25 protein-coding genes and 2 pseudogenes are annotated in these 25,545 nt (G+C 64.6%); 13 read left to right on the forward strand and 14 right to left on the reverse strand.

The genetic code is table 11. From position 1 onward, the window contains the following. Window positions 1-502 precede the first annotated feature (502 nt). Together ACZ5QD_RS13085 and ACZ5QD_RS13090 are read left to right on the forward strand one after the other, a co-directional pair. Window positions 503-1,120, forward strand: coding sequence for a class I SAM-dependent methyltransferase (locus ACZ5QD_RS13085; protein WP_006898208.1), 618 nt, complete (start codon window positions 503-505; stop codon window positions 1,118-1,120). A 35-nt stretch (window positions 1,121-1,155) separates the two neighbouring features. Then, window positions 1,156-1,464, forward strand: a complete 309-nt coding sequence (locus ACZ5QD_RS13090; RefSeq protein WP_233500149.1) for a DsrE family protein — start codon at window positions 1,156-1,158, stop codon at window positions 1,462-1,464. 37 nt (window positions 1,465-1,501) lie between these two features. Here the strand turns inward: ACZ5QD_RS13090 and ACZ5QD_RS13095 are convergent, their stop codons facing one another. Together ACZ5QD_RS13095 and ACZ5QD_RS13100 are read right to left on the reverse strand one after the other, a co-directional pair. Beyond that, window positions 1,502-2,374, reverse strand: a complete 873-nt coding sequence (locus ACZ5QD_RS13095; protein ID WP_006898206.1) for a cytochrome c biogenesis CcdA family protein — start codon at window positions 2,372-2,374, stop codon at window positions 1,502-1,504. A 9-nt stretch (window positions 2,375-2,383) separates the two neighbouring features. After that, a complete protein-coding gene (locus tag ACZ5QD_RS13100) occupies window positions 2,384-3,112 on the reverse strand; it encodes a DsbA family protein (RefSeq protein WP_006898205.1) in 729 nt (242 codons plus the stop codon). A 104-nt stretch (window positions 3,113-3,216) separates the two neighbouring features. Between ACZ5QD_RS13100 and ACZ5QD_RS13105 the strand changes: the two genes are divergently transcribed. From ACZ5QD_RS13105 to ACZ5QD_RS13115, 3 genes are all read left to right on the forward strand, one after another. Further along, the gene (locus tag ACZ5QD_RS13105) at window positions 3,217-3,729 is read left to right on the forward strand and encodes a hypothetical protein (protein WP_006898204.1); all 513 of its coding nucleotides are present in this window, start codon (window positions 3,217-3,219) and stop codon (window positions 3,727-3,729) included. 78 nt (window positions 3,730-3,807) lie between these two features. Further along, window positions 3,808-4,215: a DUF302 domain-containing protein gene (locus tag ACZ5QD_RS13110; protein WP_006898203.1), complete on the forward strand. Its 408-nt coding sequence runs from the start codon at window positions 3,808-3,810 to the stop codon at window positions 4,213-4,215. Next, the gene (locus ACZ5QD_RS13115; RefSeq protein ID WP_006898202.1) at window positions 4,216-5,388 is read left to right on the forward strand and encodes a PQQ-binding-like beta-propeller repeat protein; all 1,173 of its coding nucleotides are present in this window, start codon (window positions 4,216-4,218) and stop codon (window positions 5,386-5,388) included. A 22-nt stretch (window positions 5,389-5,410) separates the two neighbouring features. On the opposite strand, the gene ACZ5QD_RS13120 is transcribed toward ACZ5QD_RS13115, so the two are convergent. Next, window positions 5,411-5,626 carry a YgaP-like transmembrane domain gene (locus ACZ5QD_RS13120; RefSeq protein ID WP_006898201.1) on the reverse strand — a complete coding sequence of 72 codons (216 nt, stop codon included), beginning with the start codon at window positions 5,624-5,626 and terminating at the stop codon, window positions 5,411-5,413. A gap of 191 nt (window positions 5,627-5,817) precedes the next feature. Here ACZ5QD_RS13120 and ACZ5QD_RS13125 point away from each other — a divergent pair, with 191 nt between their 5' ends. Beyond that, window positions 5,818-6,504 carry a sigma-70 family RNA polymerase sigma factor gene (locus ACZ5QD_RS13125; RefSeq protein WP_006898200.1) on the forward strand — a complete coding sequence of 229 codons (687 nt, stop codon included), beginning with the start codon at window positions 5,818-5,820 and terminating at the stop codon, window positions 6,502-6,504. Between the two features lie 584 nt (window positions 6,505-7,088). On the opposite strand, the gene ACZ5QD_RS13130 is transcribed toward ACZ5QD_RS13125, so the two are convergent. The 6 genes and pseudogenes from ACZ5QD_RS13130 to ACZ5QD_RS13155 form a co-directional block, all read right to left on the reverse strand. After that, window positions 7,089-7,571, reverse strand: a complete 483-nt coding sequence (locus ACZ5QD_RS13130) for a hypothetical protein (RefSeq protein ID WP_081598160.1) — start codon at window positions 7,569-7,571, stop codon at window positions 7,089-7,091. Between the two features lie 53 nt (window positions 7,572-7,624). Beyond that, window positions 7,625-9,398, reverse strand: a pseudogene (gene ctaD, locus ACZ5QD_RS13135) (aa3-type cytochrome oxidase subunit I). Window positions 9,399-9,480: 82 nt separating this feature from the next. Beyond that, window positions 9,481-10,323, reverse strand: coding sequence for a sulfite exporter TauE/SafE family protein (locus tag ACZ5QD_RS13140; protein ID WP_006898194.1), 843 nt, complete (start codon window positions 10,321-10,323; stop codon window positions 9,481-9,483). Window position 10,324: 1 nt separating this feature from the next. Next, window positions 10,325-10,663: a rhodanese-like domain-containing protein gene (locus tag ACZ5QD_RS13145; RefSeq protein WP_006898193.1), complete on the reverse strand. Its 339-nt coding sequence runs from the start codon at window positions 10,661-10,663 to the stop codon at window positions 10,325-10,327. A gap of 28 nt (window positions 10,664-10,691) precedes the next feature. Further along, window positions 10,692-11,480: a GntR family transcriptional regulator gene (locus tag ACZ5QD_RS13150; RefSeq protein WP_006898192.1), complete on the reverse strand. Its 789-nt coding sequence runs from the start codon at window positions 11,478-11,480 to the stop codon at window positions 10,692-10,694. A gap of 485 nt (window positions 11,481-11,965) precedes the next feature. Beyond that, on the reverse strand, window positions 11,966-13,360 hold the full coding sequence (locus tag ACZ5QD_RS13155; protein ID WP_006898191.1) for an MBL fold metallo-hydrolase: 1,395 nt from the start codon (window positions 13,358-13,360) through the stop codon (window positions 11,966-11,968). Between the two features lie 579 nt (window positions 13,361-13,939). Between ACZ5QD_RS13155 and ACZ5QD_RS13160 the strand changes: the two genes are divergently transcribed. Further along, entirely contained in the window at window positions 13,940-15,145 is a 1,206-nt protein-coding gene (locus tag ACZ5QD_RS13160; RefSeq protein ID WP_006898190.1) for an NAD(P)/FAD-dependent oxidoreductase, read from the forward strand. Continuing rightward, window positions 15,142-15,678 carry an Rv2732c family membrane protein gene (locus ACZ5QD_RS13165; protein ID WP_006898189.1) on the forward strand — a complete coding sequence of 179 codons (537 nt, stop codon included), beginning with the start codon at window positions 15,142-15,144 and terminating at the stop codon, window positions 15,676-15,678. The genes ACZ5QD_RS13160 and ACZ5QD_RS13165 overlap by 4 nt, the downstream gene beginning before the upstream one ends. 93 nt (window positions 15,679-15,771) lie before the next feature. On the opposite strand, the gene ACZ5QD_RS13170 is transcribed toward ACZ5QD_RS13165, so the two are convergent. Beyond that, window positions 15,772-16,035, reverse strand: a complete 264-nt coding sequence (locus ACZ5QD_RS13170; RefSeq protein ID WP_006898188.1) for a metal-sensitive transcriptional regulator — start codon at window positions 16,033-16,035, stop codon at window positions 15,772-15,774. Between the two features lie 121 nt (window positions 16,036-16,156). Next, window positions 16,157-18,244 (reverse strand): MMPL family transporter, encoded by a 2,088-nt coding sequence (locus ACZ5QD_RS13175; RefSeq protein WP_233500148.1) that lies wholly within the window; start codon window positions 18,242-18,244, stop codon window positions 16,157-16,159. A gap of 228 nt (window positions 18,245-18,472) precedes the next feature. Here ACZ5QD_RS13175 and ACZ5QD_RS13180 point away from each other — a divergent pair, with 228 nt between their 5' ends. Genes ACZ5QD_RS13180 through ACZ5QD_RS13190 form a run of 3 tightly spaced genes read left to right on the forward strand, consistent with a single transcriptional unit; the run spans window position 18,473 to window position 19,785 of the window. Beyond that, on the forward strand, window positions 18,473-18,718 hold the full coding sequence (locus ACZ5QD_RS13180; protein WP_006898186.1) for a YgaP family membrane protein: 246 nt from the start codon (window positions 18,473-18,475) through the stop codon (window positions 18,716-18,718). A 20-nt stretch (window positions 18,719-18,738) separates the two neighbouring features. Continuing rightward, on the forward strand, window positions 18,739-19,146 hold the full coding sequence (locus tag ACZ5QD_RS13185; protein WP_006898185.1) for a DUF5313 family protein: 408 nt from the start codon (window positions 18,739-18,741) through the stop codon (window positions 19,144-19,146). Window positions 19,147-19,149: 3 nt separating this feature from the next. Continuing rightward, entirely contained in the window at window positions 19,150-19,785 is a 636-nt protein-coding gene (locus ACZ5QD_RS13190; RefSeq protein ID WP_151097334.1) for a class I SAM-dependent methyltransferase, read from the forward strand. Window positions 19,786-20,042: 257 nt separating this feature from the next. On the opposite strand, the gene katG is transcribed toward ACZ5QD_RS13190, so the two are convergent. Then, window positions 20,043-22,238, reverse strand: coding sequence for a catalase/peroxidase HPI (gene katG / locus ACZ5QD_RS13195; RefSeq protein WP_039868156.1), 2,196 nt, complete (start codon window positions 22,236-22,238; stop codon window positions 20,043-20,045). Window positions 22,239-22,331: 93 nt separating this feature from the next. After that, complete coding sequence (locus ACZ5QD_RS13200) at window positions 22,332-22,736, reverse strand: Fur family transcriptional regulator (RefSeq protein ID WP_006898181.1); 405 nt, start codon at window positions 22,734-22,736, stop codon at window positions 22,332-22,334. A gap of 308 nt (window positions 22,737-23,044) precedes the next feature. Here ACZ5QD_RS13200 and ACZ5QD_RS13205 point away from each other — a divergent pair, with 308 nt between their 5' ends. After that, window positions 23,045-23,356: a transposase gene (locus ACZ5QD_RS13205; RefSeq protein ID WP_278127090.1), complete on the forward strand. Its 312-nt coding sequence runs from the start codon at window positions 23,045-23,047 to the stop codon at window positions 23,354-23,356. On the opposite strand, the gene ACZ5QD_RS13210 is transcribed toward ACZ5QD_RS13205, so the two are convergent. Further along, window positions 23,318-24,475 (reverse strand): IS30 family transposase, encoded by a 1,158-nt coding sequence (locus tag ACZ5QD_RS13210; protein WP_006896665.1) that lies wholly within the window; start codon window positions 24,473-24,475, stop codon window positions 23,318-23,320. The two genes, ACZ5QD_RS13205 and ACZ5QD_RS13210, sit on opposite strands and share 39 nt — an antisense overlap. Before the next feature lie 70 nt (window positions 24,476-24,545). Between ACZ5QD_RS13210 and ACZ5QD_RS13215 the strand changes: the two are divergent. Further along, window positions 24,546-25,528, forward strand: a pseudogene (locus ACZ5QD_RS13215) (IS3 family transposase); the annotation flags it as partial. Window positions 25,529-25,545: the final 17 nt, after the last annotated feature.

Genomic DNA, 25,545 nt, shown 5'->3' on the forward strand with positions numbered 1-25,545 from the left:
CTCCACGCCGGTCCTCGACGCCCACGTAAGCCCTATCGACGGGTACACCCGACTGGAGGGGTGTCACCCACAATCTAAACCGTCATGTGATTCACAGTCAGATACACCGTAACCAAGTTACAGATAAAAAGTGTGCTCACAAGGGCACAGTGTCGCAGAACTCAACGACACGAAGTATTGAGAGACAGTTGGTTTTCGGACGGGTTTCGAGACACTCAACGATTCGATAACGAAAGGTCGACCTGTCAGTTTCAGAAGAGAGCAGCACGATTTCGAGAGTTCACTGCACTGATGCGGTTAAACGTACTCTGTCAGAGTCCAAGTTCAGGACATTCGATTCCGGGCTCGTACACTGCGATGGTTTTGTGCGCGGACCTTTTTCTACCCTCAGGTCCGACATAGTCACGGTCATTTCAGAAATTGCGCACCATCCAATTACCCCTGGGGGTACTCTGGCGGATTCGAGTACTACCCGGCCCGTGTTTTGGAGGAATGTGCGTAGATGGATTCATCTGAGTGGGATGCGCGTTACAGCAGCGTCGAGCATCCGTGGGGCTCGGCCCCGGCGGCTGCCCTGTCTGCGCGGTTCGCGGAGCTGACGCCGGGCCGGGCGATCGACCTGGGCTGCGGAGACGGCCGCCACGCTCGATGGTTGGCCGACGCGGGCTGGACAGTGCGCGCTGTCGACTTTTCTTCTGTGGCAATCGAATTGGCACGCAGCGGCGGCGAGGATCGGGCGATCGACTACACCGTCGCCGACGCCCGGACCTGGGAACCATCCGAACCGGTGGATCTGGTGGCCATCGGCTTCCTGCATCTACCGGTCGACGAGTTGGTCGCCGTCATTGCCGGTGCAGCGAGTTGGCTCGCACCGAGCGGACGGTTGCTGTATCTCGGCCATGCGCTCGAGAACTTCACTCACGGCGTCGGGGGCCCACCCGATCCGTCGATCCTGCCCGCCATCGACGACCTCGCCCGCGCCGCGAGCGGACTGCAGGTCCGCGAACTGGGACACCTGGTCCGCCCGGTCGGCGAGGGTCGGGCCATCGATGTCCTTCTCCACGCACAGCCCTGGGGCACCGCAGCTCACCGCGATCTGAAGAACGGAACCTTCACGTGACCGATCATCCCACTCCCCTGCGCGTGGTGTTCGCGGTGAACACCACACCCACCGCCGTGGTGCGAGCGATCCACAACCTTCTCGATGCTGCGACAGAGCCGGTGACGATCGAAGTCGTGTGCTTCGGACCGGGCCTCGATGCGGCCTTGCGCTGTTCGGATATCTCCCTGGAGATGCGGGCGTTGATCGACTCTGCCTCCATCACGGTGAAAGCATGCCGCAACAGTCTGGAGGGCAGAGGGCTCGGTGACGACGATCTGCTGATGGGTGTCGAAATGGTTCCCGCTGCAGTGCTCCATCTCGCTCGACGTCAGCGAGATGGATGGTCACAGCTCTACACCTGACGTCACATCCCCGCTCCAGTGTCGTAGGCACACCGTCTCAGAGAGTTCGGTCCTCGCGTTCACCGAGCTCGGAGGACTCGGCTGCGGTGTCGCGGTCTCGACCACGGACGATGCGCACCGTCAGGACTGCGATGATCACCAGCACTGCGATCAGGAGCACTGCGGTGTTCGGTACCGCGCCGGCCACGTCGCTGATCCAGACCTGCAGCGAGTACTGACTGTCGACCCCCATGACGCCGCCGAGGTTCGCTGTGCCCTCCGTGAGCAGGAACAGCACTCCGATACCGATGAAAAGCACCCCCGATATCAGAGACGTCGTGTGCGTTTTCAGCGGTCCTATGCTGATTTCCTTGCCGCGCAGCCACGTTCGTGATCCGAGCGAGAATCGGTCCCAGACCAGCGCCAGCACGAACAGGGGTATCACCATCCCCGCTGCGTAGAGTGCCATGAGCACTCCGCCGTATACGGCCTGACCGCCGGCGACGGCAACGGTCAGGACCGCGCCGAGCAGGGGTCCCGAGCAGAACCCTGCGAGCCCGTAGACCGCGCCGAGGGCGAACACCGATCCGGTGGAGGAGACGTCGATGCGCGCGGCTGCTCTCTGAGCGGACCCCAGCGCGAAGCCGCGACCGACGATGATCATCACTCCGAGGGCGATGATGACCACGCCGCCGATCATCGTGGTGACCTCGCGATACCGGGTGATCGCCGAGCCGATGGCCCCGACTCCAGCACCGAGGGGCACCAAGACCGCTGCCAGCCCGAGGTAGAAGATCCCGGTGCGGCCGGCGAGCTTGCCGGCCCCGTCGAAGGCGTACGCGAAGAAGGAAGGAAGTAGCAGGGCCGAGCATGGACTGAGAAGTGCCAGCAGCCCGCCGAGAAATGCTCCGAGAAGTCCGATCTGCGACATCGTGCCGCCCTACGCGCCGGCTGCCGCGTCGATCAGATCGACGAATTCCGAGAACGGTTGCGCGCCCAGAACCGGATCTCCGTTGACCGAGAACGCCGGAGTGGCCGGGATACCCAGCGACTGCGCTTCGGTGGAGTCGGCGGTGATCGCGGCGTCGAATGCGGTGCCGGTGGCGTCGGCGGTGAACCGAGCCATATCCGGTACCCCGGCCTGTTGCGCGTAGCTCTGCAGCGACTCCAGTGTCAGGTCTGCGTGACCGGTTTCGGGAGCATCGGCGTAGACGGCGCGGGTGAACTCCCAGAACTTGCCCTGGGCGGCGGCGGCGCGTCCGGCCCGGGCGGCGTCGAACGATTGTTGCCCGAAAATGGGTAGGTCTCGCCATTCGATGCGCAGGGTGCCGGTGTCGACGTATCGGTCGATCAGCTGCGGCTCGGTGTCCCGGCTGAATTGGGCGCAGAACGGACACCGGAAGTCCGAGAAGGCGATCATCACCACCGGGGCGTCGACGTCGCCGAGGGCCATCGGATCATCGGGCTCGCGGTGCGCCAGATCGCCGAGCGGTCCCATCACCGGCGGTCCGCTCGCGCTGCTCGACCCGGCGTCCGGTGCCGCCTCCGACTGCTCGTCGCCACCGGTCGTTCCGAGTACGAGAGCTCCCACGAGCACGGCCGCCACCACGACGGCGATGGCCAGGAGCACGATGTCGCGGCGGCGAGTGGAGCGAGATGTCGAAGTCATGCAATACCTTTCGGCAGTCGGATACTGGCAGCGATACCCATCTGGGTATAGCCTCACAGTGTCACCCTACTCACACAACTACACCTCGTAGGAGATCCCAGCCGATGACAGAGCCCGCCACCTCCGACCGTCTCGACGTCGATGCTGCCGGCCGTTCCGGTGACGGGGTGATCGCCGAGTCCGATCGTTTCCGGGGTTGGGGGGCGCGGGTACTGCGCGGCACAGTCGCCGGTGTGGTCACGGTGTTGGTGGTGGGCATTCCCACCGACATCATCGACACGCCGGTCTTCGGCCGTGAGGTGCCGGTGCGGGCGTGGGAGCTTCCGGTTCTGCTGGCCACGGCCCTGTTGACCGCACTGTGGTTCGGGATCGACAAACCCGCGCAGGTCGAGCGGACCGGCACACCCGCCGCTCTCGGTGTGGTCCTGACTTTCTTCGCCGTCGGGTGTCCGGTGTGCAACAAGCTGGTACTTCTTGCGCTCGGCACCTCGGGTGCACTGGGGTTGTGGGCACCGATACAACCCATCCTTGCCGGGGTGTCCCTGGCAATGCTGACAGCAGCGGTGATCGTGCGATGGCGCAAACGCGACTGCACCTCCGCGTCCTGCGCAGCATGACCGGGCGACGCCTGCTCACCCGTGCACCGACCATCGGGTGACCGGCACCCGAACCGATCGAAAGGAACCGAACGAACTATGACCGAATTGGCCATCGGTACCCGCGTGGACATGCCGTTCGAGGAAACCGTGGACGCAACCCGTGAGGCACTCGCCGAACAGGGATTCGGAGTGCTCACCGAGATCGACATGCAGTCGACGTTGAAGAGCAAGATCGACGCCGACATCGAACGCTACGTCATCCTCGGAGCGTGTAATCCGCAGTTGGCGAAGGCTGCGATCGACACCGATCGGCAGGTGGGGTTGCTGCTGCCGTGCAACGTGGTGGTGCGGGCCGATGGCAGCAGCACGATCGTCGAAGCGATGAACCCCCAGGTGATGGTGGGGCTCTCGGATGCAGCGGGCCTGGCCGAGGTCGCCGACCGGGCCACTGCACTGCTGCAGAGCGCGATCATGGCACTCGGCGGAGACAGCACCACCGCATAGATGGGTGCGCACCGTATCGGCAGAGCGGCGGCGGTGATCGGGACCGTTGCACTGTGCGCCGTCGCGCTGGCGTCGGGGTGCAGTTCCTCACCTGCTCCCGACACCACGGGCACCGATCCGGCGGCACATCCGTCGTCGCCGGCCGCGCCGCCGCCGGGCTTCGGAGACACGGCCCTGTGGTCGATCCCGTTCCTGTCGCAGCCTCACATCGTCGAGGACGGGTTCGTCGGAGTCGTCGACTCCTCGGACGCATCCGGTTCGCACCGGGTGCAGGTACTCGACGACACCGGCACACCACGATTCGGCGTGGACGTACCCGCCGATCGCGACGAGTTCGCGGTGACGAGCACACACAACCGTGAGCTGTTGATCACCGAGGACATCGATGATCCCGGTTCGGGTGCACCGGCCACGGTGACCGCCCGCGATACCCGCACCGGCGACCTCGTATGGGGCCCGGTCTCCGCTGCAGGCTGCCTGACCGGGTCCGGACTGCTGATCGACGCCGACTGCTCGCAGACAGCAAAGCCCGCGGCCGTGGCCGCCATCTCGGCGACCGACGGACACCGCACCGACCTGACGGGTGCGATCTCCGAATCCGGTGGATACGCGGTCACCGTCGACGGCGACACAGCGCGCATCGTGACCGCCGACACCGGCAACACCGCCTGGTCCACCGACACCCTCACCCCGCCCCCCGCAGCGATCCCCGGGACCGCACGATTCGTCGCCACCGCCGGCAATGCAGTGGTCGTGGCATGGACGATCCCGACCCGTCCCGAACCGATCCAGGCGGTCTATCGCCTCTCCGATGCCGAGCTCCGATGGATCAGCGGTAGCCGCAGTCCGATGGTGATGACCGCCGACAGCAGTAGCGGGGCGACGATGATCACCACCGCAGACCTCACCGACGACGGCATCGCTGTCCTGTTCGAGCAGTACGGCACCCGAGGTTTCACCGCCGATCAATTTCCCGGTGCCGACCGCTTCTCTCTGGTCGGCGGCATCGTCTACGGCGCGTCGGACTCGCGGGTGACTGCCATCGATGCGACCTCCGGCCGCGTCACCGGCACATCACCGAGCGCCGCACCGACAGCAGTGACCTCGAACGGTGTCGCATTGGCCCAGAGCAGCGACGGGTACACCGCATTCAAGGTGATCCCCCATTTCTGAGCTGCCCGCCCGCACACCCCGTTCAGGACGTCTTGGGACGACCTCGAAGATCGACGGAGAACAACGGACCGAGCAGACACACGTTGATCACCCCGGTCAGCACGAAGACACCGCCGATCACTCCCACCACGATGCCCCCGACACCGCCGAGCACGACGGCGACCACGATCAGAGCGATTCCCACCACGATACGCAGTGCGCGCCCGGCAGTACTGCGCATGAATTCGACGAACGACATGATGATTCCAGTTCTGTAGAGGGACTTTCACTGTTGGACGGGCGAGAACGCCGAAGTGGACCGATCCACGGCTCCTCGCGCGAACAGCCAAACCCTACCCCAGCCCCGACCTCGACAGCGCGGCATACGACGAGCGCTTCGCGCGCGATCTGATCGACCAGGGCACGACTCTTCGTAGCTTCGCAGCCGCGATGACACGATCACCGGCCGATACCGACGATCTGGTGCAGGACGTCCTCGAACGCGCATGGCGCAACCGGAGAACGTTTCGATCCGAATCGGCGCTCACGACGTGGCTCTACCGGATCACGATCAACCGTGCCCGCGATGTGGCCGCACGCGCGGAGACTCAGCGCACCGAACCATCGGGCACGGGCGACATCGATGTATCGATCAGCGACCTCGAGCACCCCGAGACGGTCGCGCAGGCGCTCAGCGATCGATCCACGGTGCGAGCGGCGCTGGCGACGTTGACCGTCGAGGATCGAATGGTCCTGGCACTGCACGACGGCGAGGGCTGGACGGCGACACAGATCGGTGCGGTCGGCGCGCTCACCACCGCAGCGGTGTACAAGCGCATCCACCGTGCACGGGTGAAGCTGCTACGCGCCCTCGACGACGGTCCCGCACACCCGCGAAACGACTCCCAGGCGTGCCGGCGCACACTCGCCGCGGCATCGGACTACCTGGACGGGCGTCTCGATGTCGACGCGTCGGCCCGCATCGATACGCACCTGCGGCAGTGTCGCCGGTGCCCACCCATCGCACAGGCCCTGATCGGTATCAAGACCGCACTCGGCCTGCGGCCGTGGACCAGCGCGGTACCCGAACAGTTCGTCTACGACGTCGCCCACTTGGGCGGACCCCCGCCGCGATGACCGATCATCCCCGACACCCGGAAAAAGATACCCCATAGGGTATATTGAAAGTGAATTGTCGACCGAGGGAGAGACTCATGTGCAGGGCTGTCACGTGCAAGAAGTGCGGGAAAACGACGTGGGCGGGATGTGGTCAACACGTCGATCAGGTGATGCGGGGCGTTCCGGCGTCCAATCGCTGCAAGGGGCACGACTCCGATCCGAAGTCACCGGGATTGTTCTCCCGCATGTTCTCCAAGAAGTAGATCGCGGTCCGCAGCCCTGGTCTTGCCAGGGCTGCGACCCGAGTCGTCGTTCTTCGTGGTCTCGCCCGTCGCAGCGCGCCGACCGGCCAGACCGTGCATACGCAGGTCCGCATCGTAGTGAACGAACAGCCCCCACCCGATCAGGTGCAACACCACGACCACACTCGCCATCGCCGGCAAGCGGGGGCTCCGTCGCGGGAAAGTCGATGTCGCGCAGGCACACTCGCGTCGGTCACCGGCACAGCCAGCCGTCCGGCGGGCAGTCGAGGGTAGTTACGATCGACGTCTGCGACCCTGGAGTGGCTTTCGCCGCCGCGGGGTGCAGGCGAGGTTGCTCGATCAGCTTTTCCCGTTCCCGGACATATCGTCGTCGATGCTCGGACCGACCCCGACCCCGACCAAGGTCAACGATCGGCGATGGTGAGGATCGACCCACACCGAAATGGTGGCACCGGTCACCAGTGCGCGGCCGGTCGACCGTTCTGCACGCACATCGCACTGGTACGTTCCGGACCCGGGCACCGTCACTTCCAGTTCCACCCGTCGTGAATCGATGTCGGTGCCCAGGACCACCGCCCACCCCTCGACGATGTCGTCCTCTCGGTCCGCCGCGGTGTCCCGGACCACGGATACCGCTGCAGGATGCAGCGGTGTGCGGGCTGCGAACATCATCGCCGCCATCAGCAGCACCGCGAAGCCGGCCACCACGGCAGCGGTGACAGCGGTCGCTGACCCGGGTGAGAGTCGAGGGACGAGGAAGGTGAACACCAGGATCAGCGCGAGCACGTAGAACCCCATGGCGACCGCGATCGCGTAAGACACCCGTCCCGGTACCAGGACAGCGGCACCTGTCGAGCGCCGTCTCCGCGCGCTCGTCACCGTCTCTCCCCTGAGGTCCCGCTGGCGGTGCCCTCTTCGACGCCGTCGGCGATCACTTCGGAGGGTGCCCGCACAGCGGCGGTGTGGCCCGTCAGCCCGACGTGGGCTTCGGTGCGCATGCGTTCGACCATATGAGGGTAGTGCAGCTCGAACGCCGGCCGCTCGGAACGGATACGAGGTATTTCGGTGAAATTGTGGCGGGGCGGTGGGCAGGTGGTGGCCCATTCGAGAGAGTTGCCGTAGCCCCACGGATCGTCGACGGTGGCGACCTCGCCGTATCGGTAGGACTTGAACACATTCCATACGAACGGCAGCGTGGACAGCCCGAGAATGAACGCTCCGATCGAGGAGATCAGGTTCAAGGTGGTGAATCCGTCGGAGGGCAGGTAGTCGGCGTAGCGGCGCGGCATCCCTTCGTTGCCGAGCCAGTGCTGGACCAGGAACGTCATGTGGAACCCGACGAACGTCGTCCAGAAGTGCCACTTGCCGAGGCGTTCGTCGAGCATGCGTCCGGTGATCTTGGGAAACCAGAAGTACACCCCGGCGTAGGTGGCGAAGACGATGGTCCCGAACAGTACGTAGTGGAAGTGAGCCACCACGAAGTAGGTGTCGGTGACGTGGAAATCGATCGGGGGGGCTGGCCAGCAGCACACCGGTCAGTCCGCCGAACAGGAATGTGATCAGAAATCCGATGCTGAACAGCATCGGGGTTTCCAGGGTGACCTGTCCTCGCCACATGGTGCCGATCCAGTTGAACAACTTCACCCCGGTCGGCACGGCGATGAGGAAGGACATGAACGAAAAGAACGGCAGCAGAACAGCTCCGGTGGCGTACATGTGGTGCGCCCACACCGTGATCGAGAGCGCTGCGATGCCGAGGGTGGCGAAGATCAGACCCTTGTAGCCGAAGATGGGTTTGCGGCTGAAGACCGGGAAGATTTCGGAGACGATGCCGAAGAACGGGAGCGCGACGATGTAGACCTCGGGATGGCCGAAGAACCAGAACAGGTGCTGCCAGAGCACCGCTCCCCCGGTCGCCGGGTCGAACACGTGACCACCGAAGTGTCGATCGAAGGCCAGCCCGGCCAACGCGGCCGCGAAGGTCGGGAACGCCAGCAATACCAGCACCGAGGTCACGAGCATGTTCCAGGTGAAGACCGGCATCCGGAACATCGTCATGCCGGGTGCGCGCAGGCACACCACGGTGGTGATGAAGTTGACCGCGCCCAAGATCGTGCCCAAGCCGGACAGGATCAGCCCCAGTACCCACAGGTCGGCGCCGACGCCGGGGGAATGCAGTGCGCTCGTCAGTGGGGTGTAGGCGGTCCATCCGAAGTCCGCGGCACCTCCCGGGGTGATGAACCCGGCGAGCACGATCAGCGATCCGAACACGTACAGCCAGTACGCGAACGCGTTGAGCCGCGGGAACGCGACGTCCGGTGCCCCGATCTGAAGCGGCAGAATGTAATTGGCGAATCCGTACGCGACCGGGACGGCGTAGAGCAACAGCATAATCGTGCCGTGCATGGTGAACAGCTGGTTGTACTGCTCGTTGGACAGGAACTGCAACCCCGGTACGGCGAGTTCGGTGCGCATGAGCAGCGCCATCAACCCGCCGATGAGGAACAACCCGAACGAGGTGACCAGATACATCTTCCCGATCGTCTTGTGATCGGTGGTGGTCACCAATTGGAACAGCGTCGAGCCCTTCGGCTCGTGACGCATCGGATACGGCCTGGCCGCCTCAGGGCGGGGAATCAGTGCGGTCATCGACGATTTCCTCGAACTAGGTGTGGGATGCGCCCGCATTTGCATGCGCAGAAATAGGCTCAGTGATGCACAACGATGTGCGTTACAGGGCCATGGAGGCCTGGACGGTGACGTAGACGGCCACGACGAGCAACAGGGCTGCGAAGCTACGGGTGAGTGTGGTGGCAGAGACTTTGTCGCTGATGGCTTTTCCTGCGAACGATCCGGCGATGGCCGCGAGGGTGAACGGTACGACGATCTCCCACGGGATGGTGGCACCTGTGCCGAGGCGTTCGGTGAAGGCTCCCGCGCTGGTGATGGAGATGATCACCAGCGACGTTCCGACCGCGACGGGCATCGAGTAGCCCAGTGCCAGAACCAGGGCGGGGACGATGAGGAAGCCGCCGCCCACTCCCAGAAACCCGGTGAGGAAGCCGACGACGAGCGCGGAAGCGACCAGCTTGACTACCTGCGACGTGGTGATCTTCACTTTCGCGGGCTTGGTGGCGACCGCAACGGCACCCGGGCGTGTTCCCGCGGTCTCGGCCGGGTTCGGTGTCGGTAGGTCGGCATCGTGTCCACGCCGGGTGCGGCGCAGCATCGCACCGGCGGCGACGATCATCAGTGCCGCGAACGCGAGCAGCAAGATCTGCGGGTCGACCGATCGGTTGAGGATCGATCCACCGAAGGCGGTGACCGAGCCCAGAATTCCGAACACTGCCGCTGCCCGCCACCGAACGTGCCGTGCTCGCGCATGACTGATGGCCGCGATGATCGAGGTGATTCCGACGATGATCAACGAGGCGCTCGTTGCCGACTGCGGTTCGACCGCCAGGAGATACACCAGGGCAGGAACAGTCAGTATCGATCCCCCACCACCGAGCGCGCCGAGGGAAAGACCGATGAGAATCCCTGCGGCAACTGCAATCGCCAGGGTGGCGACCATGTCAGATCACTGCGCCGGGGGTGCCGTCATCACGGACCACAGGGCGGCCGTCTTCGTGCCACGCTTTCATTCCGCCCGACAGATTGTGCGCTGTACGACCGGCATCGGTGAGGGCCGCGACAGCTTTGCTCGACCGAGCGCCCGACCGGCACACCACGACCAATTTCTGCTCAGGAGGGTAGGCAGCAGGATCGAGATCGCCGAGGCGTACATGGACGGCGTCCGGGGCGTGGCCGGCAGCCCATTCGTCGTCCTCGCGGACATCGATCAGGATGGCTCCCGATTCGGCGATCAGTGCATATGCGGCGGCCGGATCGGCTTCCGGTGGTGCTCCAGTCATGAACAACGCTCCTTGGATCAGTGGGTGCTTACAGGGCGTGCAGCGGCGTGGCCGGCACGAAGCGATAGCCCTCGCTCGGTGAGAACGTGGCCGAGACGGTGAACCGATCTCCTCGAATCACTGTGTGCCGCAACTCCACCGGCCGGGAATTCATGCAGCCCAAGCGGCGGATCGACAGCGCCGCGGTCTTCGAGTCGAGTTCGAGTGCTGCCGCATCCTCCGGATCCGGCACGACGGCAGTGACGTCCTCGCGGCCACCGGTCAGGCGGATGCCGCAGCGTTTCTCGAGCTCGATGTAGAGAGCCGTGTGAGTGAAGTCCGCATCCAGGAGGTCGCGTGCCAGCTCCCCCGGCAACCAGGCACGGTCGAGAGCCAACGGCATGGTCCCTGCCATACGGATGCGCTCCAGGTAGAGCAGCGGAGCCTTGGGACCGACCTGCAAGGTAGCGGCCACCGCGGGGTCGGTCCGCAGTTCGAGTGCACGCACCACGCTGTGCTGAGCAACACCCGTGGCTTCCACGGCAGCGAAGAGACTGTAGAGCGCACCGAGTGGCTGCTCGATCACCGGCGGAGCCGCCAACCGAGAAGGCCGGCCACGCTCTGCAATCAAGATTCCTTCGTTCCGCAGGTGCCGCAGGGCCTCGCGGGTGGTGTGACGGCTCACCCCGTAGCTCGTCGTCAACGCATGCTCGCCCGGGAACTCGGAGCCGGCGAATTCGTCGTCACCGATTCGGCGGACCAGATCGGCATGCAGTTGCGCCCACAGCGGCATCGCACTGGAGCGGTCGAGCGCGGCGCTGCGATCGGGTTCAACCATCAGAGGCCCTCCTGTCGATCTGTGTCGGAATCCGAATTCGAGCCGCCGGCTGCTGACCCTCGGGGCCACTGTACAACAAATGTACGTACATCCGTACGGACGGCAGTGATGCTCTCTACGCGTCGAAGCGATGTCGACCGAGGATCTCGGGGACCGCAGCTCCCCCCGTCCCCGAGAAACCATCCGTCGGCGTCGCCGACACACAACGAGACAATGCTTGCTTCGAGAAAAGTTGTTTCCCACCACGAACGAGCGCCTGGTGGAGATCGCGCCGAACCTGGTGAATCCGCCCGCGTAGCGAGCGTCATCGTTTCGCTTCCCAGTCGGTCCCGGATCAGGCCAGTCGGTGCCGGATCAGGAGTGTCGCCCGGGGGCTGCTCGCCCGGGGCCTGCTCTACCGTCGGTGGCGCAGCGAGCCGACAGGGCGAGCACCGGACCGAACCGGGGGCGGACTGCACGACCGCCTCCGATTCGGGCGGGTTCGATCAGACTGTTTCGAGGTTGCGCTCGGCCCAGGCGGCGTAGCTGCCCTCGAGTTCGACAACTCGGTAGCCGGCGCGGCGCAGGGCGCTGGCTGCGACCGCGTTACGGACGCCGCTCTGGCAATAAGTCACGATCGGACCGCCCGTGGGCAGTCCGTCGAGGTTCCACAGCAATCGGCCACCGCTGAGCTGTTCGGAGCCAGGTATGTGGCCGTCGGCGTGTTCGGTTTTGTTGCGCACGTCCAGCACCATTGCCGGGTCGAACGAATCCAGCTCGTCCGCACCGATCGTCTCGGGTGTCGTCATGGGGAGCCCTCGTAGACTCGTGACGTACCCGGTCACCGTATCGATGCCGACCCGCAGCAGGTGATCACGTAGCTCGTCGGCGACGGCGTGGTCCTCGGCGAGCACCACCAGTGGAGTGTCCTCTCGTTCGGGGTCGTAGACCCAGGCACCGAACGAGGCTGCCTTGTCGATGCCGGGGATGTTGAGCGCTCCGGGGACAGCGCCGGCGTGCACCTCATCTTGGCCGCGGGTGTCGAGGAGGACGACCTCGTCGGAGTCGAGGGCGCGTGCCAATTCTGCGGAGTCGTACTCGCGCAAGGGAGAGAGTGGCCCGAGAACGACCGGGCCCTGCTTGTTCTGACGCTTCATCCGGCCGAAGTAGGCGTGTGCATCCGGTTGACCGTCGAGCATCTCGTCGACGAAGCCCTGCTCGTCGTCGCGCTCGACATACCCGGCCCACCAAGCGAAACGGCGTTCGTAGCCGACGCTGGTCGACGGAAGCGCGCCGAGAGCTTTTCCGCAGGCACTGCCCGAACCGTGACCGGGAAAGACCTGGATATGATCCGGCTGCGTGACGAACGACCGCTTCAGACTGCGGAAGATCTGTTTGGCACCCTCGAAACGGGTGTCGACACCGTCTGCAGCTTCGTCGAGTAGGTCCGGGCGGCCGAGATCGCCGGCGAAGACGAAGTCGCCCGTCAACATGTATCCCGGAGCATCGGCGAAGGCGCCGTCGGTCACCAGGAACGAGAGGTGCTCCGGGGTATGACCGGGCGTGTGAACGGCTTGCACGGTGATGTTGCCCAGAGCCAGCGTGTCGCCATCGTGGAGGCGTTCGGCCTCGAAGCCGTACTGCCAGTCGTCGCCGCCCTCTCCTGAGACGTAGGTGGTCGCGCCGGTGGCCTTGGCCAGCTCGCGGGTGCCGGACAGGTAGTCGGCATGGATGTGGGTCTCGGTGACGGCGGTGATGGTCATGCCATGTCGATCGGCCAGGTCCAGGTACACACCGATGTCGCGGCGGGCGTCGACCACCACTGCCTCTCCCTTGGCCTGGCAGCCGATGAAGTATCCGGCTTGGGCGAGGTCTTCGTCGTAGATGCGTTCGAGAAGCATCGAAATCTCCTTGTCGATCGTGGTGGCGTTCGTACAGGTCTCAGAATTCATGGTACCCCGTGGGGTATTTCAGGAGGTTCTGTGCGGCGAGGTGCACGGTTCCGATTCCTGCGGGGTGGAGGTGAAGTGGGCGGCATTCCACTGGGCGACCAGGGGCATCGCAACCGACTGATCCAGCGAGGCGCAACGACTCACAGCGACATCGCAGTGGTTGCCGATCATCACGTCCTCCTCAGCCGTCCGGCACTCACCGACTCGGGGCGGACGAGGAAATTTCATTCGTCCCGAGTGTGGCGTTTGTCAGTATTGGCGACTAACCTCTTCCATAATGTACGTACATCCGTACGATCAATCAAGGAGAGGGCGACGTACACCTCGGCACGTGTCCTTGCACCACCTGCTCGAACGCCGGAATGACCTTCCAGCACGACTGCTGTGGATGCAGTGCACCTGGCTTCAATGACCACCAATGTTGTGACCACACGGCTCGCGCCCACACCGACGTCGAGCTGAACCACCCGGCATCAACCGAAATCGAGACAGCGCTCACCGAGCTCGTGTCTCGAACAGGAGGACCACATGTCCGCGCACACCATCGACCACAAAGTCGCGATCATCGGCGGAGGCAACGCCGGTATTTCGCTCGCGGCACGTTTGCGGCGAGCAGGAATGACCGACATCGGCATCATCGAGCCGGCAGAGACCCACTATTACCAACCTTTGTGGACGCTCGTCGGTGGAGGCCGCGCCCCGGCCTCGGAGAGTGCGCGCAGCGAGGCGTCGGTGATGCCCCAGGGCGTCGGCTGGATCAAGGATCGCGCCGAGGGGGTCGACCCCGATGCCCAGACGGTCAGCACCTCCTCGGGAACTACGATCCATTACGACCACCTGGTGGTGTGCCCCGGCATCCAGCTCGACTGGGATTCGGTGTCCGGCATGGCCGAATCGATCGACACCCCGCAGGTCTCGAGCAATTACCGCTACGATCTCGCACCCAAGACGTGGCAGATGATTCAAAAGATGCGGTCGGGCACCGCCGTGTTCACGATGCCCTCCGGCCCCATCAAATGCGCGGGTGCCCCGCAGAAGATCGCGTACCTCGCGGCCGACTACTGGCGCGAGCAGGGCGTGCTCGATGCCATCCGAGTTGTCCTCGTCCTGCCCACACCCGGAATGTTCGGGGTACCGGTGTTCGCCGAGGAGCTCGAACGAGTCGTGGCGCGTTACGGCATCGAGGTGCGCAAGAACAGCGAAGTCACCGCTGTCGATCCGGACGGCCGGTCGGTGACGATCACCGACAACAGTGCAGGTACCACCGACGAGCTACCCTACGATCTGCTCCACGTCGTACCGCGCCAATCTGCACCGGACTGGATCAAGGCCAGCCCCATAGCGGACCCCGAGAATCCAGCCGGATACGTCCAGATCGACAAGAACACACTGCGTCACAACAGATTCGACAACATCTTCGCCCTCGGTGACGCCGGATCGTCACCGAATTCCAAGACCGGTGCCGCCATCCGCAAGCAAGCACCCGTGGTCGCCGAGAACCTGCAGGCGAGCATCGCCGGCCGTCCACTGACCGCACAGTACGGCGGGTACGCCTCCTGCCCCTTGACCACCTCTCGTAAGACGATGCTTCTGGCCGAGTTCGACTACACGATGCAGCCGGCTCCCTCGATACCGCTGATCGACACCACCCGCGAACGCCGCGACATGTGGTTCCTCAAGAGACGCGGACTGCCGGCGTTGTACTGGAATGCCATTCTCACCGGCCGAGCGTGAACGGTCGACCGCCGCACAGTTACGACCGCGAGGGCGACCTGAGCCACTATCGGTCGGTGTTCGAGGCCATCGAACGACGCGTGATACCGGAGGTGGTGATCACCCGGGTCACCCCGTATCTGCTCGTTCTGGTGTCGGCGGCCGTGCTCGGAGTGGTGCTTCCGCACACCGGCGGCGCACACGGGTACGACGTTCTTCTGCGCACCGAAAGCGCCGACGCGGAATCAGCGGGTGTGTTGGCGACACTGTTCACCGCATTCACTCTCACGTTCACCGTCGTAGCGGCCTCGATCGCGCGTCTGGTTCGGCGTTTTCGGTGGGCCGCTCTGGCTTTGGCGGGCAACGGTGTCACCACGGTGTTCGGTGTGCTCGCGATCTGGGCTCGGCAGTCACTGGCACCGACCGCGACGGTGGCGGGTCCATCGATCGGCCTGTATCTGGGGGCGGTGGCAGCCCTGCTGTCCACCGTTCTCTGGGCTCGTGTGGTGTTCACCCGCCCACCCGAGCATCCCGGTCCAGCGCGCAGGAGCTGACACGTCGCGGGCCCGAGCACCCCATCTCGAACCGGCTGTCCTGCCTCGGTCCGATCACCCCCGTGCATCGATGCGGGGGTGATCGGACCGTTGTCAGGCGAGGGCGAGAAAGAGCTTCTCGAGCTCCGCTTCGCTCATCTTCTCCCCTGTTTCCGCCCCGGTGATGCACTCACGGAGTCCGGTGGCGACGATCTTGAAGCCTGCCCGGTCGAGAGCCTTCGACACCGCGGCCAGCTGGGTGACGACGTCCTTGCAGTCACGGCCGCTCTCGATCATCGAGATCACTCCTGCGAGCTGACCCTGCGCACGCCGCAGACGGTTCAGTACCAACGCGATGCTTTCGGTGTCACCGGTCATGTCGTTCAGTCCTTCGTTCGATGAAACTCCAGGTTACCCCTAGGGGTAAGAGTGGTCGTGGTGGCCGACGCCGGACGGTATCGGCCACCACCATGGTGAGCATCTCGACTGTGCGAGCGTCTCAGCTGTGCGAGAAGCCGATCTTGGGTAGTACTGCTCGTAGCCACGTGGGTGACCACCATGCGGCATGGCCGGTCAGGCGCAGGAGCACCGGCAGCAGAACCAAGCGGATGAGTATCGCGTCCAGCAATACGGCGACACCCAGAATGATGCCCATCTCCTTGGGTGGCAGTGGTTCGGCGAGCGCGAACGAGAAGAACACCGCGATCATCACCGCTGCGGCCGCGAAGATCACCCGACCCGAATGCGCCATTCCGTCGACCTGAGAACCGTGCGGATCACCGGTGTTCTCGTAGTGTTCCTTGACGCTCGACAGCAGAAACACCGTGTAGTCCATCGCGATTGCGAAGATCATCGCGAAGAAGAACACCGGGCCCCAACCGTTCAGGAATCCCTGCGGGGTGAATCCGAGCAGCGACGCCCCGTGACCGTCTTGGAAGATCAGCTTCGCCACACCGAATGCTGCGCCGGTGGACAGCAGGCTGACCACGGTCCCCAGCAGGGCGATCAGCGGTGCCTGGAGCGCGATCAGCAGCAGCAGGAATCCGAGCACGAGGATCACCGACACCACGATCGGCAGGTACTCGTTCAACGCGGTCTGTAGGTCCAGGTTCTCCGCGGGTGCACCGCCGACGATCGCTCCCTCGGGCAGCTCGGCGCGCAAGGCGTCGAGTGTGGTCTCGAGTGCGGGGTCCGACGGGTCCACGTTCGGGATGGCCTGCAGCATGACGTAATCGGATCCGTCCATGGCGGGCATGGGCGGCGTCACCATCGATACGCCGTCGACGCTCGCTGCGATCTGTGCGGTCTGCTCTGCCTCCGCCGTGGGGGCGATGATCTGCAGCATGCCTGGTGCGCCTTCGCCCATCTGTGCCTGCACCAGTTCGTAGCCTTGGCGGACCGGAGCGTCCTCGGGGACAACCGAAATGGACGGCATGGCGACCTTGAGACCCAGTGCCGGAATCGACAGCGCCACCAGAATCAGCAGGGAGCCGATGGCGAACGGCCACGGATGCTTGTGCAGCAACTGACCCCAGGTCGCGAATTTCGGCGAGCGGTGCACCTGTCGCTTCGCGTACGGGAGGGAGCCGGCATTGACCTTCGGTCCGAGCTTGCCCAGAACTGCGGGGAGCAGTGTGAGGGTGGCCGCGAGAACGAACACCACCGCGAGCATGATGCCCACGGCCATCGTGCGTACCGCAGGTGCAGGTACCAGAAGCACGGCGGACAGGCTGATCAGCACGGTCAGGCCGGACAGCAGGACTGCTTTGCCTGCCGTGTCCATCGTTTCTGCCACTGCACGCTGGGGGTCGATCCGTCCGGCGTCGATGGTCTTGCGGAGCGCATCCCGGAATCGGACGACGAGGAAGAGCGCGTAGTCGATACCGAGCGCCAGCGCGAACATCATCGCAAAGTTCATCGCCCACACCGAGATCGGTGTGATTTCGTTGAGCAGAACCAGACCACCCGCGGATGCGACGAGGCCGGCCAGAGTCAACAGCAAGGGCAGACCTGCCGCGACGAGCGATCCGAACGCGAGCACCATGATCGCCAATGTGACGGGCCAGGAGATGATTTCGGCCTTGATCATCGCGTCGTGGTTGGCCTTGTTGAAGTCACTCCACAGTGCCGATGCTCCGGTCGGGTAGACCTCGATCGAGTCCGTGGAGGCTGCGGTCAGCTCACCTTTGAGATCGTCGACGGCCTTCACCATCTCGTCGGTGGTCCCGTTCGCTCCACCGATGAGGATCCCGGTGTGTCCGTCGGGGCTGATCGACATTCCCGGTTGCGGGGGGATCACCTCGGAAATCCGCGAATCGGCGGCCAGAATGTCGGTGACCTCGGAAATGACCGCCGCGACAGCGGGATCGGTCACCTGCTCGGTGTCCGAATGCACGACCACCTGGATCGCGGCCGAGGAGTTCCCGCCGAAGTGCTCCTGTGCGAGTTCGCGAACCTGGACCGACTCCGATCCGTTGGATTGCCACCCGGCACCGGCGAGGGATCCGAACACCGACGGGGCGAACGCTCCCAATCCGATGATGACCACGAGCCACGCGGTGACCACCCACTTGAAGTTGCCTGCCATGCGCGCACCGAAGCGCGCCAACGGCCCGCCGGTGATTCCTGGCGGCGAGTTGTCTGCAGAACTCTCGTCGGTTCGAACGTCGGTGGAACTCACATCGTGCCCTTACTGGTCGGGAAGATGGAGGAACCGTAACACAGTACCCCCAGGGGTATGCTGGTATCATCGTATCTACCCCCTAGGGTATGCACGGACGACCGCACCACACGCAGAGAAGCGAGGATCTACCGCATGTCATGCACCGACACCCTCACCGGCCCCGGCGGACCGAGTATCGAACGCGCAGTCCCCGCGCTGGCGGGCACCATGGTCCTTGCCAGCCTCGCCGCCGGTTCCCTTCACGACCGCCGCTGGCATGTCCTGACAGCATTCGTCGGCGGGAATCTGCTGCTGTATTCCGCAGTCGGATGGTGCCCGGCCAGCCTGTTGATGAAGCGGCTGGGGATGCGTCAGAGCACAGCGACCCCGACCCGGTGAACCGCAACAGGACCCGCCCTTTGCCGTGGCAGTGGGTCGGCTACGCCTTCGGCCGCACTCTGCCCTCGACCATGACGGACTGGGTGGCCAACGATCTGACGGGCAATCACGCCGTGGTTCGGCACCTGATCCGCGGCCAGGTTCCGTTTCTTCCCATCTACGCCGTGTTCATGTTCTTTCCGGGTGAACTGTGGTTGCGTGGTTCCATGGTGCTTCTGGCGGTCCTGCTCTCGCTGTTCTTCACCGCCTCGTACATGGAAGAGAATCGGCAACGCCGCCTCGTGCGACACATGCTGCCCCGCGATCTCACGAACTCCCGTAAAGCGCAGGAATCGGAGCTGGTCAAGAAGCGTTATCTGGCGGCGCACCCCGAGTCCGAGGCCTCACGCACCGCCGCGGCACCCATCGCTCCCGGCCGGGAGCACTGAGCGATGGTCGGCGATTCGACGCACCGTCTCGCCCGATGGCAACGATTCTGGGACAAGCAAGCGGCCGGTTACGACAAGCACATGACCTTCCTCGACCGAGTCCTTTTCCGCGACACCAGATCCTGGATCTGCAGTCGCGCCCGAGGCCAGGTTCTCGAGGTCGCAGTGGGAACGGGACTCAATCTCGAGCACTACCCGGCGGGGACATCGTTGACCGGAATCGAGCTGAGTCCGGACATGCTCGCGCAGGCACACTTTCGCGCCGCCGACGTCAGACCGGATGCGCACCTGACGCTCGGGGACGCTCATGCTCTCGACTTTCCCGATGCATCCTTCGACACCGTGGTGTGCACGTTCTCACTCTGCGCCATCCCCGCCACGGACATCGCGCTCGCGGAAATGTCGCGGGTGCTGCGTCCGGGTGGAACGTTGCTACTCGCCGATCACGTCGCCTCGTCGATCCGGCCGGTTCGATGGATCCAACGCGCCCTGGAACTGGTGAGCGTCCCGATCGGCGGCGAGCACTTTCTGCGCCGGCCCTCGCTCGTGATCACCGGTGACGAGAGCTTCTCCATCGAGGACATCGACCGGTTCACTCTCGGTCTTGTCGAGCGTCTTCACGCCACGAAAGTGGCCTGAACGGGAGCAAGGACCACCATCCTCGCGGCACGAACTACCGGCCACGCCCGGCTATCTCGGTCTCGACGAACTCGAGAAGTTGCTTCTCTGCCATCCACCCACACTTGTCGCGCACCCACGGCGAACAACCCAGGATGTAGGGGCGACGAGATCAGCCCACCGAGACTTCGCAACGACGCCGAGGCTCCGACGCTGAACCCATTTCACCCCCGCACCGAGAGTCGGTACGGGGGTGAAGATGGGGTTCGATGGAGAAATCAGGCCAGATCGTAGCGATCGAGCATCATGACCTTGTCCCACGCCGCGACGAAGTCGCGGACGAACTTGTCCTTGGCGTCATCGCAAGCGTAAACCTCTGCGACAGCGCGCAACTCGGAGTTCGAGCCGAAGACCAGATCGTTGCGAGTTCCGGTCCACTTCTTCTCACCGGTAGCGGCATCCTTGGCCTCGTAGATGCCCTCCTCGGCGGCGGGAACCCACTCGGTGCCCATGTCGAGGAGGTTGACGAAGAAGTCGTTGGTGAGCGTGCCGACCTTGTCGGTCAGAACGCCGTGCGTCGACTTCTTGAAGTTCGCACCGAGCACGCGCAGACCACCGACGAGCACGGTCATCTCGGGCGCACTGAGCGAGAGCAGGTTTGCCCGATCGACCAGGTTGAACTCGGCCGGCAGCTTCTGGCCTTTGCCCAGGAAGTTACGGAAACCGTCGACCTTGGGCTCCAGATCGGAGAACGAGTCGACGTCCGTCTTCTCCTGCGTGGCATCCATGCGGCCCGGGGTGAACGGGACCGTGATGTCGACGCCGGCGTTCTTGGCGGCCTGCTCGACGGCTGCGACGCCACCGAGTACCACGAGGTCGGCGAAGGACACAGTTCCGGAGAATGACTGCTGGATTCCTTCGAGAACGCGGATGACCTGTGCGAGCTCGTCGGGCTCGTTGACCTCCCAGCCGGCCTGCGGCTGCAGACGCAGACGGCCACCGTTCGCACCGCCGCGCTTGTCACTGACGCGGAACGACGACGCCGCCGCCCACGCAGCCGAGATCAGCTGATCCTGAGTCAATTCGGATCCGAGGATGGCCTGCTTCAGTTCGGCGATCTGTGCGTCACCGATCAGCTCGTGATCGACGGCCGGGATCGGGTCCTGCCAGAGCAGGGGCTCCGCCGGAACCTCGGGGCCGAGGTAACGCGTGACCGGTCCCATGTCGCGGTGGGTGAGCTTGAACCAGGCCTTCTGGAATTCCTCTGCGAGCTCCTCGGGATGATCGAGCCACCGCCGGGTGATCTGCTCGTAGATCGGGTCGACGCGCATCGCGATGTCGGAGGTGAGCATCGACGGGTGGCGACGCTTGGAGGGATCGGCGGGATCGGGAACGAGGTCCGCGCCCTCGCCGTTCTTCGGGCGCCACTGGTGTGCACCGGCTGGGCTCTTGTAGAGCTCCCACTCGAACCCGTACAGGGTCTCGAGGAACGAGTTGTCCCACTGGGTGGGCGTGGGGGTCCAGATGACCTCGAGGCCACTGGTGATCGCGTCCGCACCGACACCGCTCTGGTAGCTGTTCTTCCAGCCGAGGCCCATCTGTTCGAGGGGAGCGCCTTCCGGCTCGGCACCGATGTGCACCTCGGGATCGGCAGCGCCGTGCGTCTTGCCGAAGGTGTGTCCGCCGATGGCCAACGCGGCGGTCTCGATGTCGTTCATGGCCATGCGGCCGAAGGTCTCGCGAATGTCCAGTGCGGACTGCACCGGATCCGGGTTACCGTTCGGGCCTTCGGGATTGACGTAGATCAGACCCATCTGCACTGCGGCCAGCGGGCCCTCGAGGCTGGTGCGGTCACCGTAGTAGCGCTCGTCGCCCAACCAGGTCTGCTCCGGGCCCCAGTAGATGTCCTCGTCCGGCTCCCAGGCGTCGACGCGTCCGCCGGCGTAGCCGTAGGTCGGCAGGCCCATGGACTCGATGGCGACGTTGCCGGTGAGCACGATCAGGTCGGCCCAGGAGAGCTTGCGGCCGTATTTCTGCTTGATCGGCCAGATCAGCCTGCGGGCCTTGTCCAGGCTCGCGTTGTCGGGCCAGCTGTTCAGAGGCGCGAAGCGCTGCATGCCCGCTCCGGCACCGCCGCGTCCGTCCTGCTTGCGGTACGTGCCCGCTGCGTGCCACGCCATGCGAATGAAGAACGGGCCGTAGTGACCGAAGTCCGCGGGCCACCAGGGCTGCGAGTTCGTCATCAGGGCTTCGATGTCGCGCTTGACCTCAGCGAGATCGAGAGAGTTGAACTCGGCTGCGTAGTCGAAGTCCGGGCCCATGGGGTCGCCGACTGCCGGGTTCTTCTTGAGGATCTTCAGATTCAGGGACTTGGGCCACCACTCGCGGTTGCTTCCGCCTTCGACGGGTGCCGGCATCGAGTCGTGCATGACCGGACACTTGCCACCCGACTCCTGTGGCTGGTCCTGGTTCATCTCTTTTTCGCGTGTTGTGTGGTCCTCGGACACGAGTTTCCCTCCAGAAGATGGTGAATGATCTGATTTCCGCGGCGCTCCCGCGCCGCGACATCAGGGGCTGACGCTGGTGGAGCAGTTCTCGCACAGGCCCCAGTAGATGACCTCTGCCTCGTCGACGACGAAACCAGGGGCCTCCGACGGAGTGAGGCACGGAGCCTCGCCGACGGCGCACTCCACATCGGCGATCGCGCCGCACTTGCGGCACACGAGATGGTGATGATTGTCGCCGATCCTGCTCTCGTACCGGGAGACCGAACCCGACGGCTGAATGCGCCGGACCAGTCCCGCGATGGTCAGAGCGCGGAGCACGTCGTACACGGCCTGGCGCGAGACGTCGGGCAGGGTGGCCCGAACGGCTCCGTAGACGGTGTCGGTGTCGACGTGCGGATGTTCGTGCACCACGTCGAGCACCGCCAGACGGGGGCGGGTGACTCTGAGCGCAGCACTACGCAGCATCTCCGAGTAGTTCGACGATGAGCTCACATCGACCAGTATGCATGACTTTTCTGGAATGAGTCCGGAAACTGAGCGACGGACTGATGTGAGGCGGCGAGCGCAGAGCCAGCGCGTTCCGCGCCGAGTGGCACCGAGATTGCGGGGAGCAATCGCCGGAGGATCTTCGGTTCGGGTGAACCCCTCAGGCTCGGTGTGCGTACACCACAGTGAAGCCCACAGCAGTCGTGGGCCCGAGGACAGGACACGTGATGAACTGAATCGTCCCGGGTTTGATGGAGGCAGGTTTGACCGGAAGGGACACTTGTTTCATGCCTCGCCCATCGAAGTACTCGAAGGAGTTGCGGGACCGTGCCACGCGGATGGCCATCGATGCCCGTAGCGATCCTGCGACCGCGCCGGGTGCGTTGGCGCGGATCGCCAAGCAACTCGATATCCACCCCGAGACTCTGCGGAACTGGGTCCGCCGCGTCGAGAAGGGCCAAGCCGAAACCCCTGGCGTGGAGACGGTCTCCGATATCGAGAGGATCCGTCAGCTCGAGCGTGAGAACGCGGAGTTGCGGCGGGCGAACGAGATGGCGGATTCAAGCGGTGGGCGCAAGAAGCTCTGCGAGCTTCTCTGATGGTGTCAGATAGCCCAGAGTCTTGCGCGGTCGGCTGTTGAGGCTGTCCTGGATCGCGTCCAACTCCTCGCGGGTGACGGCGCTCAGGTCGGTGCCCTTGGGCAGGTACTGACGCAACAGGCCGTTGGTGTTCTCGTTGCTCCCGCGCTGCCAGGGCGAGTGGGGATCGCAGAAGTAGATCGGGATACCCGTGGCAGTGGTGAACGCCGCGTGCTGCGACATCTCCGCGCCCTGGTCCCAGGTGATCGTTCTGGCCAACGAGGACGGTAGTTTGCTGATCGCGGCGCGCATCGCTGCCTCGACCTGCTCGGCTGTCTTGCCATCTGGGAGGTGCAACAGCAGCGTCATCCGCGTCGATCGCTCGACGAGCGTCCCGACCGCGCTGCGGCTGCCCTCGCCAAGGATGAGGTCGCCTTCCCAGTGTCCGGGCACGGCGCGGTCGTCGGCTTCTGCGGGGCGTTCGCTGAGCATCACCATGCCGGGGATCCGGCCGCGGCCGTCAGTGGTGCCGCGGGGCTTTCGGGCCGCTCTTCCGGACCGTAGACACCGCGCCAACTCGCGGCGCAACTCGCCTCGGCCCTGGACAAACAGGGACTGGTAGATCGTCTCGTGGCTCACGCGCATCTCCGGATCATCGGCGTGATCCAACCGTAGGCGCGCCGCGATCTCCTCGGGGGACCACAACTGCTCCAGCCGGCTGGAGACCTCCTCGAGCAACCGGCCTGACGCGAGCTTGAAAGACTTCGGCCGACGAGCTTGATCGCGAGCGCGTTCGTGCGCATGCCATGCCGAGTAGCCGCAGCGACCACCGCCGCGCTTCACCTCGCGGCTGATGGTCGACACCGCGCGCCCCAGGTGCTCGGCGATCGCGGTGAAGGTGTCGCCACGATTGATCCCCACCAGGATCTGCTCGCGCTCGTCAATCGTCAGGCAGCCCTGGCGTGGCTCCCAGCCGAACGGCTTGGCGTCGGCGTGCCTGCCGGTGCGGGCCATGATCCCGACCATCGGCGCGCTGCAGCCGATCTCCTTGGCGATGTCGACCAGCCGCCAACCCCTCGCATGCAGCCTGAGTGCCAGCCGCTTCTGCTCCCGACTGAGATGACCGTGCTTGCCCTGCATCCGGATCCTCCTGTGATCAGTGACTGCCTCATCTCACAGGACTCGTTGCACTGACCGCTTGAATCCGCCGATCTTGAAGACCGCGTCGGCTTTCTTCGCGGCCGAGCTCGACCGGCCACGCCGCTGATCGTCGATTTCATCGACCAGTACCGCCGTCGATGGCCCGTCGAGGCGATCTGCACCGCCCTCACCGAGGCCGGATGCGCGATCGCGCCATCGACCTACTACGCCGCCCGAGGCCGCGGTCCATCGGCCCGCGCCCTGCGCGACGAGGAACTCAAAGAACAGATCATGGACGTCTACGAAGACTCCGGCGGTATCTATGGGCGCCGCAAGATCCGCGCCGCACTCGCCCGCAAAGGGATAACGGTCGCGAAGTGCACGGTCGAACGATTGTGCGGTGACCTGGGAATCCGTGGGGTGGTGCGCGGGAAGTTCCCGCGCACCACGAAACCAGCGGCCGAGACCGAACACCCCGGTGATCTCGTTGACCGCGCATTCGCCGCGACAGCGCCGAATCAGCTGTGGGTTGCCGACATCACCTACGTCCGCACCGATGCCGGCTGGGTCTACGTGGCATTCGTCTTGGACGTGTTCTCGCGGATGATCGTCGGCTGGCAGACCTCGACCCGCATGTTCGCCGACCTGGCGATCGACGCCCTCGCGATGGGCTTGTGGCTGCGGCGTCGGACCGGCCAGGACATCACTGGCCTGATTCATCATTCCGACCGCGGAGTCCAGTATCGAGCGGTGCGCTACACCCAGGCCCTCGACGAGGCCGGCGCCGTCGCCTCAGTCGGCTCGCGCGGGGACTCCTACGACAACGCGATGGCCGAAGCCCTGAACTCGCTGTACAAGCACGAGCTGATTTACCGGAAGGGCCCGTGGCGATCGACGAACGCCGTCGAGATCGCGACTGCCGAATGGGTCCATTGGTACAACACCGCCCGACTGCACGGCGAACTCGATCACCGGCCACCGACAGAGATCGAGGACCTCTACTGGCAGCAGCACGCTGCTGCCGAGACTGAACCTGCACTACAGAACAAATGATCGGTCTCTAACAAACC

Source organism: Gordonia sp. J1A (assembly GCF_055393515.1).

Coding starts and splice junctions, on each gene's coding strand:
- ACZ5QD_RS13085 (WP_006898208.1), top strand. CDS start 503: ATGGATTCATCTGAGTGGGATGCGCGTTACAGCAGCGTCGAGCATCCG.
- ACZ5QD_RS13095 (WP_006898206.1), bottom strand. CDS start 2,374: ATGTCGCAGATCGGACTTCTCGGAGCATTTCTCGGCGGGCTGCTGGCA.
- ACZ5QD_RS13100 (WP_006898205.1), bottom strand. CDS start 3,112: ATGACTTCGACATCTCGCTCCACTCGCCGCCGCGACATCGTGCTCCTG.
- ACZ5QD_RS13105 (WP_006898204.1), top strand. CDS start 3,217: ATGACAGAGCCCGCCACCTCCGACCGTCTCGACGTCGATGCTGCCGGC.
- ACZ5QD_RS13110 (WP_006898203.1), top strand. CDS start 3,808: ATGACCGAATTGGCCATCGGTACCCGCGTGGACATGCCGTTCGAGGAA.
- ACZ5QD_RS13115 (WP_006898202.1), top strand. CDS start 4,216: ATGGGTGCGCACCGTATCGGCAGAGCGGCGGCGGTGATCGGGACCGTT.
- ACZ5QD_RS13120 (WP_006898201.1), bottom strand. CDS start 5,626: ATGTCGTTCGTCGAATTCATGCGCAGTACTGCCGGGCGCGCACTGCGT.
- ACZ5QD_RS13125 (WP_006898200.1), top strand. CDS start 5,818: ATGACACGATCACCGGCCGATACCGACGATCTGGTGCAGGACGTCCTC.
- ACZ5QD_RS13140 (WP_006898194.1), bottom strand. CDS start 10,323: ATGGTCGCCACCCTGGCGATTGCAGTTGCCGCAGGGATTCTCATCGGT.
- ACZ5QD_RS13145 (WP_006898193.1), bottom strand. CDS start 10,663: ATGACTGGAGCACCACCGGAAGCCGATCCGGCCGCCGCATATGCACTG.
- ACZ5QD_RS13150 (WP_006898192.1), bottom strand. CDS start 11,480: ATGGTTGAACCCGATCGCAGCGCCGCGCTCGACCGCTCCAGTGCGATG.
- ACZ5QD_RS13155 (WP_006898191.1), bottom strand. CDS start 13,360: ATGCTTCTCGAACGCATCTACGACGAAGACCTCGCCCAAGCCGGATAC.
- ACZ5QD_RS13160 (WP_006898190.1), top strand. CDS start 13,940: ATGTCCGCGCACACCATCGACCACAAAGTCGCGATCATCGGCGGAGGC.
- ACZ5QD_RS13170 (WP_006898188.1), bottom strand. CDS start 16,035: ATGACCGGTGACACCGAAAGCATCGCGTTGGTACTGAACCGTCTGCGG.
- ACZ5QD_RS13175 (WP_233500148.1), bottom strand. CDS start 18,244: ATGGCAGGCAACTTCAAGTGGGTGGTCACCGCGTGGCTCGTGGTCATC.
- ACZ5QD_RS13180 (WP_006898186.1), top strand. CDS start 18,473: ATGTCATGCACCGACACCCTCACCGGCCCCGGCGGACCGAGTATCGAA.
- ACZ5QD_RS13190 (WP_151097334.1), top strand. CDS start 19,150: ATGGTCGGCGATTCGACGCACCGTCTCGCCCGATGGCAACGATTCTGG.
- katG (WP_039868156.1), bottom strand. CDS start 22,238: ATGAACCAGGACCAGCCACAGGAGTCGGGTGGCAAGTGTCCGGTCATG.
- ACZ5QD_RS13200 (WP_006898181.1), bottom strand. CDS start 22,736: ATGCTGCGTAGTGCTGCGCTCAGAGTCACCCGCCCCCGTCTGGCGGTG.
- ACZ5QD_RS13205 (WP_278127090.1), top strand. CDS start 23,045: ATGCCTCGCCCATCGAAGTACTCGAAGGAGTTGCGGGACCGTGCCACG.
- ACZ5QD_RS13210 (WP_006896665.1), bottom strand. CDS start 24,475: ATGCAGGGCAAGCACGGTCATCTCAGTCGGGAGCAGAAGCGGCTGGCA.